This window comes from Mesorhizobium sp. M0296 (assembly GCF_040321675.1).
In the GTDB taxonomy this organism is placed as follows: Bacteria; Pseudomonadota; Alphaproteobacteria; order Rhizobiales; family Rhizobiaceae; genus Mesorhizobium.
In genome coordinates, this window is record NZ_JAMYRZ010000027.1 from 1 (window position 1) to 14,917 (window position 14,917).

Below are 14,917 nucleotides of genomic sequence, written 5' to 3' on the forward strand. Positions count from 1 at the left end.
TCGACCTCAATGTCCTGGCGCGATAGCATGCAAAACTGTTCGCGATGTCCTCGCACATCTGTTCGCGATGTCCCCAGTCCAAACACCCCTGTGGGAGAAGGTGGATCGGCGCGCAGCGCCGAGACGGTTGAGGGGTGCTGGACGGAGTGCTGCCGGTGCCAAGCTGGAACACCCCTCATCCGACCGAGCTTCGCTCGGCCACCTTCTCCCCCTGGGGGAGAAGGGAGAGGCGCTGCTGCTGCCCCCGCTCGTCAAGCTCCCGCGCTATACGCCGCAATCGCTGCCATGTTGACGATGTCCGAATCCTTGGCATTGAGCGAGACGATCTGAACCGGCTTGTTCAGGCCGACCAGCAGCGGGCCGATGACGGTCGAGCCGCCGAGCTCCTGCAGCATCTTGGTCGAGATCGAGGCCGAGTGGAAGGCCGGCATGATCAGCACATTGGCCGGGCCGGTCAGCCTGATGAACGGGTACTGCGCCATGGCGCGGGCGTTGAGCGCCACGTCGGCGGCCATCTCGCCGTCATACTCGAAATCGACGCGGCGCTTGTCGAGGATGCGCACCGCTTCCTGGACGCGCTCGGAGCGCTCGCCCTGCGGATGGCCGAAGGTTGAATAGGCGAGCATGGCGAGCCTCGGCTCGTAGCCCATGCGGCGGGCGAAACCGGCGGCCTCCTCGGCGATGTCGGCGATCTCGACGGCATCCGGCATGTCATGCACCGCGGTGTCGGCAACGAGGACGGTGCGACCGCGCGCCAGCACGATCGACACGCCGATGACGCAATGGCCAGGCCTTGCGTCAATGACGCGGCGGATGTCGTCGAGCGCCGTCGAATAGTTACGGGTAACGCCGGTGACAATGCCGTCGGCATCGCCCAGCGCCACCATGCAGGCGGCGAAATGGTTGCGGTCGTTGTTGATCAGCCGCTGGCAGTCGCGGAACAGAAAGCCTTTGCGCTGCATGCGCTCGTAGAGATAGTCGGTGTAGACCGAGTTGCGCCGCGACAGCCGCGCATTGATGATCTCGATGCCTTGCTTGCCGAGATCGATGCCGGCGTTCCTGGCGTTTTCCTTGATGATGTCGTCGCGGCCGAGCAGGATGGCGGTGCCGAGCCGCTGGTTCACATAGGAGACGGCGGCGCGCATCACCTGCTCCTCCTCGCCCTCGGCAAAGACGATGCGCTTGGGCTGGCGGCGCACCCGGTCGTAGATGCGCTGCAGCGTCGAGGCGATCGGGTCGCGGCGCGCGGAAAGCTCCTGCGCGTAGCGGTCGAGATCGAGGATCGGCTTGCGCGCGACGCCGGAGTCCATCGCCGCTTTGGCCACCGCAATCGGGATGGCCGAGATCAGGCGCGGATCGAACGGCACCGGGATGATGTAGTTGGGGCCGAATTTCGGCCGCATGCCCTGATAGGCGGCGGCGACGTCGTCGGGCACGTCCTGGCGCGCCAGTTCGGCGAGCGCTTTGGCCGCGGCGATCTTCATGTCGTCGTTGATGGTGGTCGCCCGCACATCGAGCGCGCCGCGGAAGATGTAGGGGAAGCCAAGCACGTTGTTGACCTGGTTGGGATAGTCGGACCGTCCCGTCGCCATGATGGCGTCGGTGCGGATCTCGGCGACCTCCTCAGGCGTGATCTCGGGGTCGGGATTGGCCATGGCGAAGATGATCGGGTTCTTGGCCATCGACTGCACCATTTTGGTGGTCAGCGTGCCTTTGGCCGAGAGGCCGAGGAACACGTCGGCGCCGTCCAGCGCCTCGGCCAGCGAGCGCGCGCCGGTTTTCACGGCATGCGCCGATTTCCACTGGTTCATGCCTTCGGTGCGGCCCTGGAAGACGACGCCCTTGGTGTCGCAGAGGATGATATTTTCGGGCGCAAAGCCCATCGCCTTCATCAATTCGATGCAGGCGATGCCGGCAGCGCCGGCGCCGTTGCAGACCATTTTCGTGGTCTTCATGTCGCGGCCGGTGATTTCCAGCGCGTTGATCAGGCCGGCAGCCGAGATGATGGCGGTGCCGTGCTGGTCGTCATGGAAGACCGGGATATCCATCAGCTCGCGCAGCCGCTGCTCGATGATGAAGCATTCCGGTGCCTTGATATCCTCGAGGTTGATGCCGCCGAAGGAGGGTCCAAGGAAACGCACGCAGTTGATGAATTCGTCGGCATCCTCGGTGTCGACCTCGAGATCGATGGAATCGACATCGGCGAAGCGCTTGAACAGCACCGCCTTGCCTTCCATCACCGGCTTCGAAGCAAGCGCGCCGAGATTGCCGAGGCCGAGGATGGCGGTGCCGTTGGAGATGACCGCGACCATGTTGCCGCGAACCGTATAGTCGAAGGCGCGGCTCGGGTCCTCGGCGATGGCGAGAACCGGCACGGCGACGCCCGGCGAATAGGCAAGGCTGAGATCGCGCTGCGTCGCCATTGGTTTTGTGGCGACGATCTCCAGCTTGCCGGGGCGGCCCATGGCATGGAATTCCAATGCCTCCTGGGCGCTGACGGAGGGCCCGTTGCTTTCGGTTTTCTTGGCCATGGTACTTTTGGTTTCCTCGCCCGTACGGCACCGCTTGAGATGGGTGCGCATGCTTTCTTTTGTGGAAGGTTCGGGATTAAGGCTACACTTCGCCGCTGTAAACCGCCAAGCATGGCTTGCAAAATTTTGGAAGCAGCTTCTTGAACGACGAGACGCCCATTCGAAGCGACAACGCCACGCCGGCCTTCGCGCCGGCGACGCCGATGATGGAGCAGTATATCGAGATCAAGGCGGCGAACCCGGATTCGCTGCTGTTCTACCGCATGGGCGATTTCTACGAGCTGTTCTTCGACGATGCCGAGAAGGCAAGCCGGGCGCTCGGCATCGTGCTGACCAAGCGCGGCAAGCATCAGGGGCTCGACATCCCGATGTGCGGCGTGCCGGTGCATGCCGCCGACGATTATCTGCAGAAGCTGATCGGCCAGGGGTTCCGCGTCGCCGTCTGCGAGCAGATCGAGGATCCGGCCGAGGCGAAGAAGCGCGGCGGCAAATCGGTGGTGCGCCGTGACGTGGTGCGGCTGGTGACACCCGGCACCATCACCGAAGACAAATTGCTGGCGCCGTCGGAATCGAGTTTCCTGATGGCGCTGGGACGGGTCAAGGGCGGGGCAGAGCACGCTTTTGCCTTAGCCTGGATCGAGATCTCGACCGGTGTCTTCCGCGTCGCCGAGACAACCGCCGACCGGCTGCTCGCCGATGTCTTCCGCGTCGATCCGCGCGAGCTGATCGTCGCCGAACCGGTGTTTTACGACCCGGAGCTGAAACCGGTCTTCGACGTGCTCGGCCGCGTCGCCAGCCCGCAGCCGCCGTCGCTGTTCGATTCGGCTTCGGCCGCCGGCCGCATCGCCCGCTTCTTCGAGGTGGCAACGCCGGATAGTTTCGGCACATTTTCGCGCGCCGAACTGTCGGCGATCTCAGGTGTCATCGCCTATGTCGAAAAGACGCAGAAGGCCGAGCGGCCGCCGCTGTCGCGGCCGCAGCGCGAGGAGCAGGGTTCGACGCTGTTCATCGACCCGGCGACGCGCGCCAATCTGGAGCTGCTGCGCACGCTGTCCGGCAGCCGCGACGGGTCGCTGTTCAAGGCGATCGACCGCACGGTGACCGGTGGCGGCGCAAGGCTGCTCGCCGACCGCTTGATGGCGCCGCTGACCGACCCGGCGGCAATCGCTGCAAGGCTGGACTCGGTGTCGTTCTTCCGCTCCGAAACGCGCCTCTGCCAGGCGGTGCGGGCAAGCCTGAAGAGCGTTGCCGACATGCCGCGCGCCCTGTCCAGGCTGGCGCTCAACCGCGGCGGCCCGCGCGACCTCGGCGCGCTGCGCGCTGGTTTCGAAGCGGCCGGCGCCGTCGCCGAACTGTTCGGCCAAACCGCCTTGCCGGGCGAACTGACCGCGGCGTTGGGAGCCATCAAGGCACTGCCCAGTGAACTGGCGGCGCATCTGACGCAGGCGCTCAGCGACGAGCTGCCTCTGCTGAAGCGCGACGGCGGCTTTGTCCGCGGCGGCTACCACGCCGAACTCGACGAGATGCGGGCACTGCGCGACGAGTCGCGAAAAGTGATCGCCGGGCTGGAGCGTTCGCTGATCGACGAGACCGGCATCCGCTCGCTGAAGATCAGGCACAACAATGTGCTCGGCTATTATATCGAGGTCACCGCAAACCACCATGCGCTGATGACCGGCAGCGACGGCGCCAAGGCGCGCTTCATCCATCGCCAGACCATGGCCAACGCCATGCGCTTCACCACCACGGAGCTCGCCGAGCTGGAATCGAAGATCGCCAATGCCGCCGACCGGGCGCTGGCGATCGAGCTTGCCGCTTTCGAGGCGCTGACGGCGGAAGTCGTCGGCCAGGCCGACACGATCCGCGCCGGCGCCGAAGCGCTCGCCGTGCTCGACGTTTCGGCCGCACTTGCCTTGCTTTCCGAGAGCGAGGCCTGGTGCCGGCCGCTGGTCGATGCGAGCCTTGCCTTCGAGATTTCGGGTGGACGTCATCCGGTGGTCGAACAGGCGCTGCGGCGTTCCGGCGAAGGCCCGTTCGTCGCCAATGATTGCGATCTGTCGCCGCAAGGCGATGCTAAGGCCGGCGCGATCTGGCTGCTGACCGGCCCCAATATGGGCGGCAAATCGACCTTCCTCAGGCAAAACGCGCTGATCGCCATCCTCGCCCAGACCGGCTCCTTCGTGCCGGCGGCATCAGCCCATATCGGCGTCGTCGACCGGCTGTTTTCGCGGGTCGGCGCCTCCGACGATCTGGCGCGCGGCCGCTCCACCTTCATGGTCGAGATGGTCGAGACGGCGGCGATCCTCAACCAGGCAGGCGAACGCGCACTGGTCATCCTCGACGAGATCGGCCGCGGCACCGCCACCTTCGACGGCCTGTCGATCGCCTGGGCGGCGGTCGAATATTTGCACGAGAAAAACCGCTGCCGGGCGATCTTCGCCACGCATTTCCACGAAATGACGGCGCTGGCCGGAAAACTGCCGCGGCTCTCCAACGTCACCATGCGGGTCAAGGAATGGGAGGGCGACGTGGTCTTCCTGCACGAGGTCGGCAAGGGTGCGGCCGACCGTTCCTACGGCGTCCAGGTAGCGCGGCTGGCCGGCCTGCCAGAGGCCGTCGTCGGCCGGGCCAAGGAAGTGCTGCACCAGCTTGAAGCAGGCGAGGTTTCGGGCAAGGCCAACCGCCTGGTCGACGACCTGCCGCTGTTTTCCGTGGCAGCGAAGCGGGAGGCGCCCAAGCCGGCGAAGAGTGATGGGCTGGGTTTGGCGCTAGCGGAGATCAATCCCGACGAGATGACGCCAAGGGAGGCGCTGGAGGCGCTGTACAGGCTGAAGGGGATGGCTGGGAAGTAGTGCTCGTCTGATAGCGCTCTACGGCACCCCCCTCTGTGACGGAACGCTGCTTTGGCTTGCCTTCCGCCCCACCCCTCAAATCATCGCCAGGCCCGACTTCCGCCTCGGCGGCGGAAAAGCGCGATCAATTTCGGCGAAATCTTCGCTCGTGAGCGCGATGTCCAACGCCGCGACATTCTGCCGGATATGCTCCGGGCGGCTGGCCTTCGGAATGGCGATGATGCCGTCCTGCGCCATCACCCAGGCAAGCGCGATCTGCGCCGGAGTCGCATCGTGGCGAGCGGCGATGGCATCTAACCTGGCATTGCGCGCCAATACCCCCTGATCGACCGGCGAATAGGCCATCAGCGGCATGCCGCGTTGCCGGCTCCACGGGGCGAGGTCGAACTCGACGCCGCGCTGCGACAGATTGTAGAGCACCTGGTTGGTCTGGACGTTGCCGCCGGCCGGCAACCGGACCAGCTCCTCCATCTCGCCGGTATCGAAATTGCTGACGCCCCAGTGGCGGATCTTGCCGGCTGCCTTCAACGCTTCGAACGCCTCTACCGTTTCCGTCAAAGGCACGCTGCCCGGCCAATGCAGCAGATAAAGATCGATTCGGTCGGTGGCGAGATGCCTCAGGCTGTTCTCGCAGGCCCGTTTCACGCCGGCGCGCGAGGCATTGGACGGCAGCACCTTGGAGACCAGGAAAACCTCGTCGCGGCGCCTTGCGATGGCCTCCGCCACCACCTCCTCGGCGCCGCCGCTGGCATACATTTCGGCGGTGTCGATCAGTGTCATGCCGAGATCCAGCCCGAGCTTGAGGGCATTGGCCTCGTCGGCACGGCGGCGGCCGTCCTCACCCATCTTCCAGGTGCCCTGGCCGAGCACCGGAACAGCTTCGCCGCAGGGCAGGGTGGTCGTTCTTATCGTCGATGGCATGGCATGCTCCAGTCCGACGCCCGGATAGCATCATAGCCGTCCAAAAAACGCAGGTGAAGCAGAAACCCGGGTGAAGTTTCCCGCAGGTAGCCAGTCGAAGAAGGTCAGCGCCGCGATCACAATTGGCACGGACCGGCATTACCTGAATACCGGCATCCTGGTGCCTGCAGCCTACTTCACCGGATGGGCGGCGAGCCAGTCCTGCATCTGCTTGATCTCGGCCTCCTGCGCGGCGATCACCGCTTCGGCCAGCTTGCGCATTTCCGGATCCTTGCCATTGGCGAGCTCGACCTTGGCCATGTCGATGGCCGCCTGGTGATGCGGGATCATGCCGCGGGCGAAATCGACATCTGCATTGCCGGAATATTCGATTGCCATCATGTCGGTATGCATCTTGTCCATCGCCGCCTTGTAGCCCTCGGTCGAGGGGCTCTGCGCGCCCATTGCGCCCATGTCGTGCTTCATCTCCTCGGCTTGTGCCGGAACGCTTTCGAGGAAAACAGCAAGCAGCATTCCCGCCGCCATCATCAGCAGCACGATCTTCTTGGCCAAGGTCATTCATCGTCTCCTTTTTTGAACAGGGTCTATCTGGAAGTTTTACTCAGAGTTTCAACGTCCTGAGCCGCAATGCGTTGGCGATGACCGAAACCGAAGACAGGCTCATCGCCGCCGCCGCGAGCATCGGCGACAGCAGCGTGCCGGTGAGCGGATAGAGCACGCCGGCAGCAACCGGCACGCCAAGCACATTGTAGAGGAAAGCGAAAAACAGGTTCTGCCGGATGTTGCGGATCGTCGCGCGGGCCAGCGTCCTCGCCCTGACGATGCCGTTGAGATCGCCCTTGACCAGCGTAATTCCCGCACTTTCGACCGCAACATCGGCGCCTGTGCCCATGGCGACGCCGACATCGGCGGCGGCTAATGCGGGTGCATCGTTGACCCCGTCGCCGGCCATGGCAACGCCGGCACCGCCGGCGCGCAATTCCTCGACCAGCGCGTTCTTCTGTTCGGGCAAGAGCCCGGCACGCACCTCGTCGATGCCAAGCTTGGCTGCGATGGCCTTGGCAGTACGCTCGTTGTCGCCGGTCGCCATGACGATCTTCAGCCCGCTGTCATGCAGTGCCTTGATCGCCTCGGCGGTGGTCGCCTTGATCGGGTCGGCGACGGCGACGAGGCCGGCGAGCCGGTTGCCGACAGCAACGAACATCGCGGTCTTGCCGTCGGCCTGCAGCGCCTCGGCGCTGGCCAGGACCGCCGCCGTGTCGATGCCGAGATCGGCCATCATCGCGGCATTTCCGAGCGCCACCTTCTGTCCCGAAACCGTGCCGGAAACACCCTTGCCGGTGACGGCCTCGAAACCGCCGGCATCCGGGATATTCACCCCGCGTTCGCGGGCGCCGTCGACGATCGCCTCGGCCAGCGGATGCTCCGAGCCTTTTTCCAGCCCGGCGGCGAGCGCCAGCAGATCGTCTTGCGCCATCCCTTCGAAAGCGACGACGTCGGTCAGCCGCGGCCGGCCTTCGGTCAGCGTTCCCGTCTTGTCGACGATCAACGTGTCGACCGAGGCAAAGCGCTCGAGCGCCGCCGCTTCCTTGATCAGCACGCCGGCATGCGCGCCGCGCCCGGTGGCGGTCATGATCGACATTGGCGTGGCAAGGCCGAGCGCACAGGGGCAGGCGATGATCAGCACCGAGACCGCCGAGACGATGGCAAACACCAGGCTGGGTTCCGGTCCGACGATCGCCCAGGCGACAAACGCTATGATGGCGACCAGCACGACGGCCGGGACGAAGTAGAACGAGACGCGGTCGGCCAACCCCTGAATCGGCGCGCGTGAACGCTGCGCCTTGGCGACCAGCTCGACGATGCGCGCCAGCGTCGTCTCGGCGCCGATCTTTTCGGCGCGCATGATCAGCGAACCGTTCTTGTTGAGCGTGCCGCCGGTGAGGTTGTCGCCTTCGGTCTTCTCGACCGGCAGCGGCTCGCCTGTGATCATCGATTCATCGATGGAAGAGCGTCCTTCGAGCACAATGCCGTCGACCGGCACGGCGTCGCCTGGGCGGATGCGCAAGCGGTCGCCGGCCTTGACCGTATCGAGCGGCACGTCGTTTTCGGAACCGTCCGCGCCGATCAGCCGCGCCGTCTTCGGCGCCAGGTCGAGCAGCGCGCGGATCGCCGAGCCGGTTTTCTCGCGGGCGCGCAATTCCAGCACCTGGCCAAGGAACACCAGCGCGACGATCACCGCCGCCGCCTCGAAATAGACCGGCACGGTGCCGTCATGGCCGCGGAACTGGTGCGGAAAGAGGCCTGGAAACAGCGTGGCGACGACGCTGTAGAGATAGGCGGCACCGACGCCGAGCGAAATCAGCGTCCACATATTGGGGCTGCGGTTGAGGACCGAGTTCCAGCCGCGATGGAAGAACGGGAATGCCGCCCACAGCACCACCGGGCTGGCCAGCGCCAGCTCCAGCCAGACCTTCGCGCGGTCGTCGATGAAGGCCTGGAACGTCAGGCCGAGCATCGGCGCCATGGCGATGACCAGCAACGGCACGGACAGCACCGCGCTCACCCAAAAGCGCCTGGTGAAGTCGACCAGTTCCGGGTTAGGCCCCTCGTCGCCGGTCGGCACGCCCATCGGCTCCAGCGCCATGCCGCAGATCGGGCAGGAGCCGGGCTTGTCGCGGATGATTTCCGGATGCATCGGGCAGGTGTATTGCGTGCCCTTGGGCGTCGGCTGCGGCGCCGGCCTGTCGCCGAGATATTTTGCCGGCTCGGCTTCGAACTTCGCCTGGCAAGCGGCCGAGCAGAAATAGAAGCCCCGGCCCTCGTGCCGCAAAAAGTGCTTGGCCGTGGCGCGATCGACGCTCATGCCGCAGACGGGATCGGTTGCGGTCAGGTATTTTTCCGGCTCGGCGACGAATTTCGCGCGGCAGCTCTCGCTGCAGAAATGATAGCGATGGCCGTCATGCTCGGCCGTCGGCTTGCCGGCAGCCGGATCGACGGTCATGCCGCAGACCGGATCGCGGACGACGGCGTCCGCAGCAGAGGAGGCGCCTTTTGCCGAGCAGCAGCTGCCATGGGTGTGATGATGGTGATCGGAATGCGTCATGCCGAAAGCCCCTGTATTTCGATGTTGCGGCGGAGGTAGTGCTTCCAGTAACTGGAAGGTCAAGGGCTGATTTCGATTTTTCGTGGCCAGGCCCAAACTGCACCGGCCGCGGGCATGAGACGATCGTCCCGTTCCACGGCTGCGGAGAACGCGTCCGTCCGCCCCATACCCAGCGCCGCGAAAACGCGCTATAGACGCCGCCGAAACGGCGAGGCCGAACGGCATTTATGGCAAGAATATCCCTGAAGCTCGAGGAACTGATCGACGGCGAAGCCTTGCGCCGCGAGATGACCGAACTGACCGCGGCCACGGCAGGCGACGGCTCCGGCAAGGCCGCGCGCAGCGGCGTTCTCAAGCTTCTCAAAAGCCGACTAGCCGACGGCCGCACGATCGCCGAACGCATGCTGATGGACGATGGCAGCGGTACCGCCTGCGCCGCCCGGCTGTCGCATCTGATGGATGAGATCATCCGCGCGCTCTACGACTTCGCCGCCACCCATGTCTATCGCGTCAAAAACCCGTCATCGGCCGAGCGCATGGCGGTCGTGGCCGTCGGCGGCTATGGCCGTGGCACGCTGGCGCCCGGGTCCGACATCGACCTGCTGTTCCTGCTGCCCTACAAGCAGACGCCATGGGGCGAGCAGATCGTCGAATACATGCTCTACATGCTGTGGGACCTCGGGCTGAAGGTCGGCCATGCCACCCGCAACATCGACGAGTGCCTCAGGCTGTCGCGCACCGACATCACCATCCGCACCTCGATCCTGGAGGCGCGCTTCCTGTGGGGCGAGCAAAAGCTCTATGACGAGCTTTTGCAGCGCTTCGACCACGAGGTGGTGCGCACCACCGGCCCCGAATATGTCCAGGCCAAGCTCGCCGAACGCGACGAGCGCCACGCCAAGGCCGGCGAGAGCCGCTATCTGGTCGAGCCCAACGTCAAGGACGGCAAGGGCGGCCTGCGCGACCTGCAGACGCTGTTCTGGATCGCCAAATATTTCTACCGCGTGCGCACCGGCGAGGAACTGGTCGACAAGGGCGTCTTTACCGACGCCGAATACAGGGAATTCCAGAAGGCCGAGGATTTCCTATGGGCGGTGCGCTGCCACATGCATTTCCTCACCGGCAAGGCCGAGGAGCGGCTGCATTTCGACATCCAGCGCGACATTGCCGAGCGGCTGGGCTACACCACCCATCCCGGCCTGTCGGCGGTCGAACGCTTCATGAAGCACTACTTCCTCGTCGCCAAGGATGTCGGCGACCTGACCCGCATTTTCTGCGCCGCGCTGGAAGAAGAGCAGGCCAAGCATGTGCCGGGCTTCAACCGCATCTTCCTCACCTTTTCGCGCCGCAAGCGCAAGCTCGCCGGCACGGCCGATTTCATCGTCGACAACCACCGCATCAACATTGCCGACGACGAGGTGTTCGAGCGCGATCCGGTTAACCTGCTCAGGCTGTTCTGGTTTGCCGACAAGCATGGCCTTGAATTCCACCCCGATGCGCTGAAGCTGTTGACCCGTTCGCTCGGCCTCGTCGGCAAGGCGCTCAGGCGCGACGAGGAGGCCAACCGGCTGTTCCTCGACATCTTGACCTCGGACCGCAATGCCGAGCTCAATCTGCGGCGCATGAACGAGGCCGGACTGCTGGCAAAGCTGATCCCGGATTTCGGCAAGATCGTCGCCATGATGCAGTTCTCGATGTACCACCACTACACGGTGGACGAGCACCTCATCCGCTGCATCGGGGTGCTGGCCGAGATCGAGCGCGGCGACGGGGAAAAGATCCATCCACTCGCCCACTCGCTGATGCCGGGGCTGAAGAAGAGCCGCGAGGCGCTCTATGTCGCCGTGCTGCTGCACGACATCGCCAAGGGCAGGCCGGAGGACCATTCGCAAGCCGGCGCCAGGATCGCCCGGCGCATCTGCCCGCATATGGGGCTCTCGCCGGCCGACACCGAAACGGTCGCCTGGCTGGTCGAGAACCACCTCGTCATGTCGATGACGGCGCAGACCCGCGATCTCAACGACCGCAAGACGATCGAGGATTTTGCCGCCATCGTGCAGTCGGTCGAACGGCTGAAGATGCTGCTTGTGCTTACCGTCTGCGATATCCGCGGCGTCGGGCCTGGGGTCTGGAACGGCTGGAAGGGCCAGCTGCTGCGTACGCTCTATTACGAGACCGAGCTTTTGTTGACCGGCGGGTTTTCGGAGGTGTCGCGCGCCAAACGGACGGCGGCGGCGCGCGAACAACTGGCCGAGGCGCTTGCCGACTGGCCGGAAAAGGCCCGCAAGCGTTATGTCGGCCAGCACTACGAGAACTATCTGCTGGCGGTCGATCTTCCCGACCAGCTCCGCCATGCCGAATTCATCCGCGAGGCCGATCACGCCGGCAAGAAGCTCGCCACCATGGTGAAAACCCACCAGTTCGAGGCGGTGACCGAGATCACGGTGCTGGCGCAGGACCATCCGCGCCTGCTTTCGGTGATTGCCGGCGCCTGTGCCGCGGCCGGCGGCAACATCGTCGACGCGCAGATATTCACCACCTCGGATGGTCGGGCGCTCGACACCATCCTGATCTCGAGGGAGTTCGACCTCGACGAGGACGAGCGCCGCCGTGCCGAGCGCGTCGGCCGGCTGATCGAGGACGTGCTGTCGGGCAAGAGCTGGCTGCCCGAAATGATCGAGAAGCGGACCAAGCCGCGGCGCGGCGCCAAGGTTTTCCGTATTCCGCCACGCGCCGAGATCCGCAACACCCTGTCGAACCGTTTCTCGGTGATCGAGGTCGAGGGGCTGGACAGGCCGGGCCTTCTGTCGGAGATCACCGGCATGTTGTCGGACCTGTCGCTCGACATCGCCTCGGCCCACATCACCACCTTCGGCGAAAAGGTCATCGACACGTTCTACGTCACCGATCTCACCGGCCAGAAGATCGACAGCCCGTCGCGCACCGCGACCATCCGCAACAGGCTGATCGCGGTGCTCGAGGGCACGGCGTCCGAGCGCGGCAAGACCAAAACGGCCGCCGAGTGACCGTTACCTTCCATTTGCCCCAATCGCACAGGCAGTCTTCAAGCGCATGAGCCTTGTCAAGAAATTCGCCACGGTCGCTTCCGGCACTCTGATGAGCCGCGCCCTCGGTTTCGGCCGCGAGATGCTGATGGCTGCCGCACTCGGCACCGGGCCGATCGCCGACGCCTTCAACGCCGCCTTCCAGTTTCCCAACACCTTTCGCCGGCTGTTTGCCGAAGGCGCCTTCAACGCCGCCTTCGTGCCGCTGTTCGCCAAGGAGATCGAGACGCACGGCACCGACGGCGCCAAGCGCTTTTCCGAAGAGGTGTTCGGCGTCTTGTTCACGGCGCTGCTGGCGCTGACCATCGCCATGGAACTGGCGATGCCGCTGATCGTGCGCTATCTGGTGGCGCCGGGCTTTGCCGACACGCCGGGAAAATTCGAGACGACGGTGGCGCTGGCGACCGTCATGTTCCCCTATCTGATCTGCATGTCGCTCGGCGCCATGATGGCCGGCATGCTGAATTCGCTGCGCCGCTATTTCGCCGCCGCGGTGGCGCCGGTGTTCCTCAACGTCATCCTTATCGCCGTGCTTGCCTATGCCTGGTACAAGGGTTCGGACGCCCGCACCGTCGGTTTCGGGCTGGCCTGGGGCGTGCTGGCGGCCGGCCTGGTGCAGCTGGCGATCGTCTGGGCGGCGGTGCGCCATGCCGGCATTTCGATCGGCTTCCGGCGGCCGAAGATGACGCCGAACGTCAAGCGGCTGCTGATCCTGGCGCTGCCGGCGGCGATCACCGGGGGCATCACCCAGATCAACCAGCTGATCGGCACGGCGATCGCGTCGGCGCAGGACAGCGCGGTGTCGTCGCTGGCCTATGCCGACCGCGTTTACCAGCTGCCGCTGGGCGTCGTCGGCGTCGCCGTCGCCATCGTGCTTTTGCCGGAACTGTCGCGGGCGCTGAAATCAGGCAATCTGGTCGAGGCCGCCAATCTGCAGAACCGCTCGGTCGAGTTTACCCTTTTCATGACCTTGCCGGCGGCGGCCGCGCTGCTGGTCATGTCCGAGCCGATCGTGCGGCTGGTCTATGAGCGCGGCGCCTTTGCCGCCAACAATTCGACGCCGACGGTCGCGGCAATCCTGGCGATCTTCGGCCTCGGCCTGCCGGCCTTCGTGCTGATCAAGGCGTTCACCCCCGGCTATTTCGCCCGCGAGGACACGCGCACGCCGATGATTTTCGCCGCCATCTCGGTGGCGGTTAACATTACCACGGCGCTGACGCTGTTTCCGACCATGGGCGCGCCCGGCATTGCCGTTGCCTCCGCTGTCGCCGGCTGGGTCAATGCGGCGATGCTGCTCGCCGTGCTGATCCGGCGCGGCCATTGGGGCCGCGACGTGCCGCTCATGAAACGCATCCCGCGGCTGGTGCTGTCGGCGGCGGTGATGGCCGCGGCGCTCTATTTTGCCGAACACTGGTTCGCCGCAAGTCTCGGCTCCGGCTCGCCGCTGGTGATCAAGGCGGTGACGCTGCTTGCGCTCGTCGCCGGCGGGGCGCTGCTTTACTTCGTCACCGCCTTCGCCACCGGCGGCGCCGATTTCGGCATGATCCGCCGCAATATCGAGCGCAAGGGCTCCCAGCCGGTCAAGCAACAGTCTCCAGATCCGTGAAGCGGAATTCGTCCGCCGTCGAAAGCATCGGAACGGCGTAGTAGCGCGCACAGACGTAGTGGAAACAGTCGGCCATGTTGAGGCGGCCAGCGTTGTTGCGAAACCGCGATGCAGCCTCAACAGCCAGAGATGCCGCGTCAGAGGGAGGCGGAAGCTCCCGCAAGGTGATTCCACGCTCTTCGAGAAAACGGCTGACTATCTTGAAGCTTGTGGCGACCGGTACGGCCAGCTTTTCCGATCGCGAAAGCGCCATCGCCGCTTCCCAAACCGCGATCGCCGACGTGAACGGAGCCGACGCTTTCATGACCGCCTGCGCGCAGCGCGGGGCTTCGGTCTCGTTGCTCAGTATTGCAACGATAGCGGCTGCATCGATGAACATCAGTCTTCGCCGGACAATTCGTCGTAGACCGAGCGCGGCAGCGGCTTGCGCGCCTGCTCGCTCAGCTCAATCCCGAACTCGGCCCGGAGCCGTGCCGCCGTTTCCAGCGGCGTCTCGCGATTGCGCCGGCGCTCCAGAGCTTCGCGCATGGCGATCACGATTGCCTCGGTGATCCCGACACCTTCAAGCCTGGCAAAAGCCCGCGTCAGGCTGTCCGCTTCCTTGTTGTTGATGTTGATCGTCATTGTTTTGCTTCCGCTGTGTAGCAAATATTATGTAGCTATCTACATCAGTCCGTCAATGTGACCCTAAGCCAAATCGAAGCGATTGCCGACGCGAGCTATTTTGTTCTTGCTTTGTGCCGGCAGCTATGCTATTAATCTCGCTATGGTGCTAATTGGCTCCAACGACCCGCCCACCGAGGCGGGTTTTTGTTTCTGGTCGGCGCCATCCCTCA

Annotated in this window: 9 protein-coding genes; 3 read left to right on the forward strand and 6 right to left on the reverse strand. The window is 64.8% G+C overall.

Annotation, left to right across the window (positions count from 1 at the left end; all coding sequences use genetic code 11):
• Positions 1-251: 251 nt before the first annotated feature.
• On the reverse strand, positions 252-2,531 hold the full coding sequence (locus tag NKI97_RS23345) for an NADP-dependent malic enzyme (protein ID WP_352448507.1): 2,280 nt from the start codon (positions 2,529-2,531) through the stop codon (positions 252-254).
• 203 nt (positions 2,532-2,734) lie between these two features.
• On the opposite strand from NKI97_RS23345, the gene mutS reads away from it, so the two are divergent.
• Positions 2,735-5,383, forward strand: a complete 2,649-nt coding sequence (mutS, locus tag NKI97_RS23350; RefSeq protein ID WP_352836881.1) for a DNA mismatch repair protein MutS — start codon at positions 2,735-2,737, stop codon at positions 5,381-5,383.
• Between the two features lie 75 nt (positions 5,384-5,458).
• On the opposite strand, the gene NKI97_RS23355 is transcribed toward mutS, so the two are convergent.
• The 3 genes from NKI97_RS23355 to NKI97_RS23365 all read right to left on the reverse strand — a co-directional run bounded on the left by NKI97_RS23355 (position 5,459) and on the right by NKI97_RS23365 (position 9,410).
• Positions 5,459-6,304: an aldo/keto reductase gene (locus NKI97_RS23355; protein ID WP_352836797.1), complete on the reverse strand. Its 846-nt coding sequence runs from the start codon at positions 6,302-6,304 to the stop codon at positions 5,459-5,461.
• Between the two features lie 171 nt (positions 6,305-6,475).
• Positions 6,476-6,862 carry a CopM family metallochaperone gene (copM, locus tag NKI97_RS23360; RefSeq protein ID WP_352836800.1) on the reverse strand — a complete coding sequence of 129 codons (387 nt, stop codon included), beginning with the start codon at positions 6,860-6,862 and terminating at the stop codon, positions 6,476-6,478.
• 43 nt (positions 6,863-6,905) lie between these two features.
• On the reverse strand, positions 6,906-9,410 hold the full coding sequence (locus NKI97_RS23365) for a heavy metal translocating P-type ATPase (protein ID WP_352836803.1): 2,505 nt from the start codon (positions 9,408-9,410) through the stop codon (positions 6,906-6,908).
• A 227-nt stretch (positions 9,411-9,637) separates the two neighbouring features.
• Here NKI97_RS23365 and NKI97_RS23370 point away from each other — a divergent pair, with 227 nt between their 5' ends.
• Positions 9,638-12,436, forward strand: a complete 2,799-nt coding sequence (locus NKI97_RS23370; RefSeq protein ID WP_352836806.1) for a [protein-PII] uridylyltransferase — start codon at positions 9,638-9,640, stop codon at positions 12,434-12,436.
• 46 nt (positions 12,437-12,482) lie between these two features.
• On the forward strand, positions 12,483-14,081 hold the full coding sequence (gene murJ, locus NKI97_RS23375; RefSeq protein ID WP_352836809.1) for a murein biosynthesis integral membrane protein MurJ: 1,599 nt from the start codon (positions 12,483-12,485) through the stop codon (positions 14,079-14,081).
• Here the strand turns inward: murJ and NKI97_RS23380 are convergent.
• Together NKI97_RS23380 and NKI97_RS23385 are read right to left on the reverse strand one after the other, a co-directional pair.
• Positions 14,056-14,460, reverse strand: coding sequence for a type II toxin-antitoxin system VapC family toxin (locus NKI97_RS23380; RefSeq protein WP_352836812.1), 405 nt, complete (start codon positions 14,458-14,460; stop codon positions 14,056-14,058). The two genes, murJ and NKI97_RS23380, sit on opposite strands and share 26 nt — an antisense overlap.
• Positions 14,460-14,705, reverse strand: a complete 246-nt coding sequence (locus NKI97_RS23385) for a type II toxin-antitoxin system VapB family antitoxin (protein ID WP_023676383.1) — start codon at positions 14,703-14,705, stop codon at positions 14,460-14,462. Before NKI97_RS23385 ends, NKI97_RS23380 begins: the two co-directional genes overlap by 1 nt.
• Between the last annotated feature and the right edge of the window lie 212 nt (positions 14,706-14,917).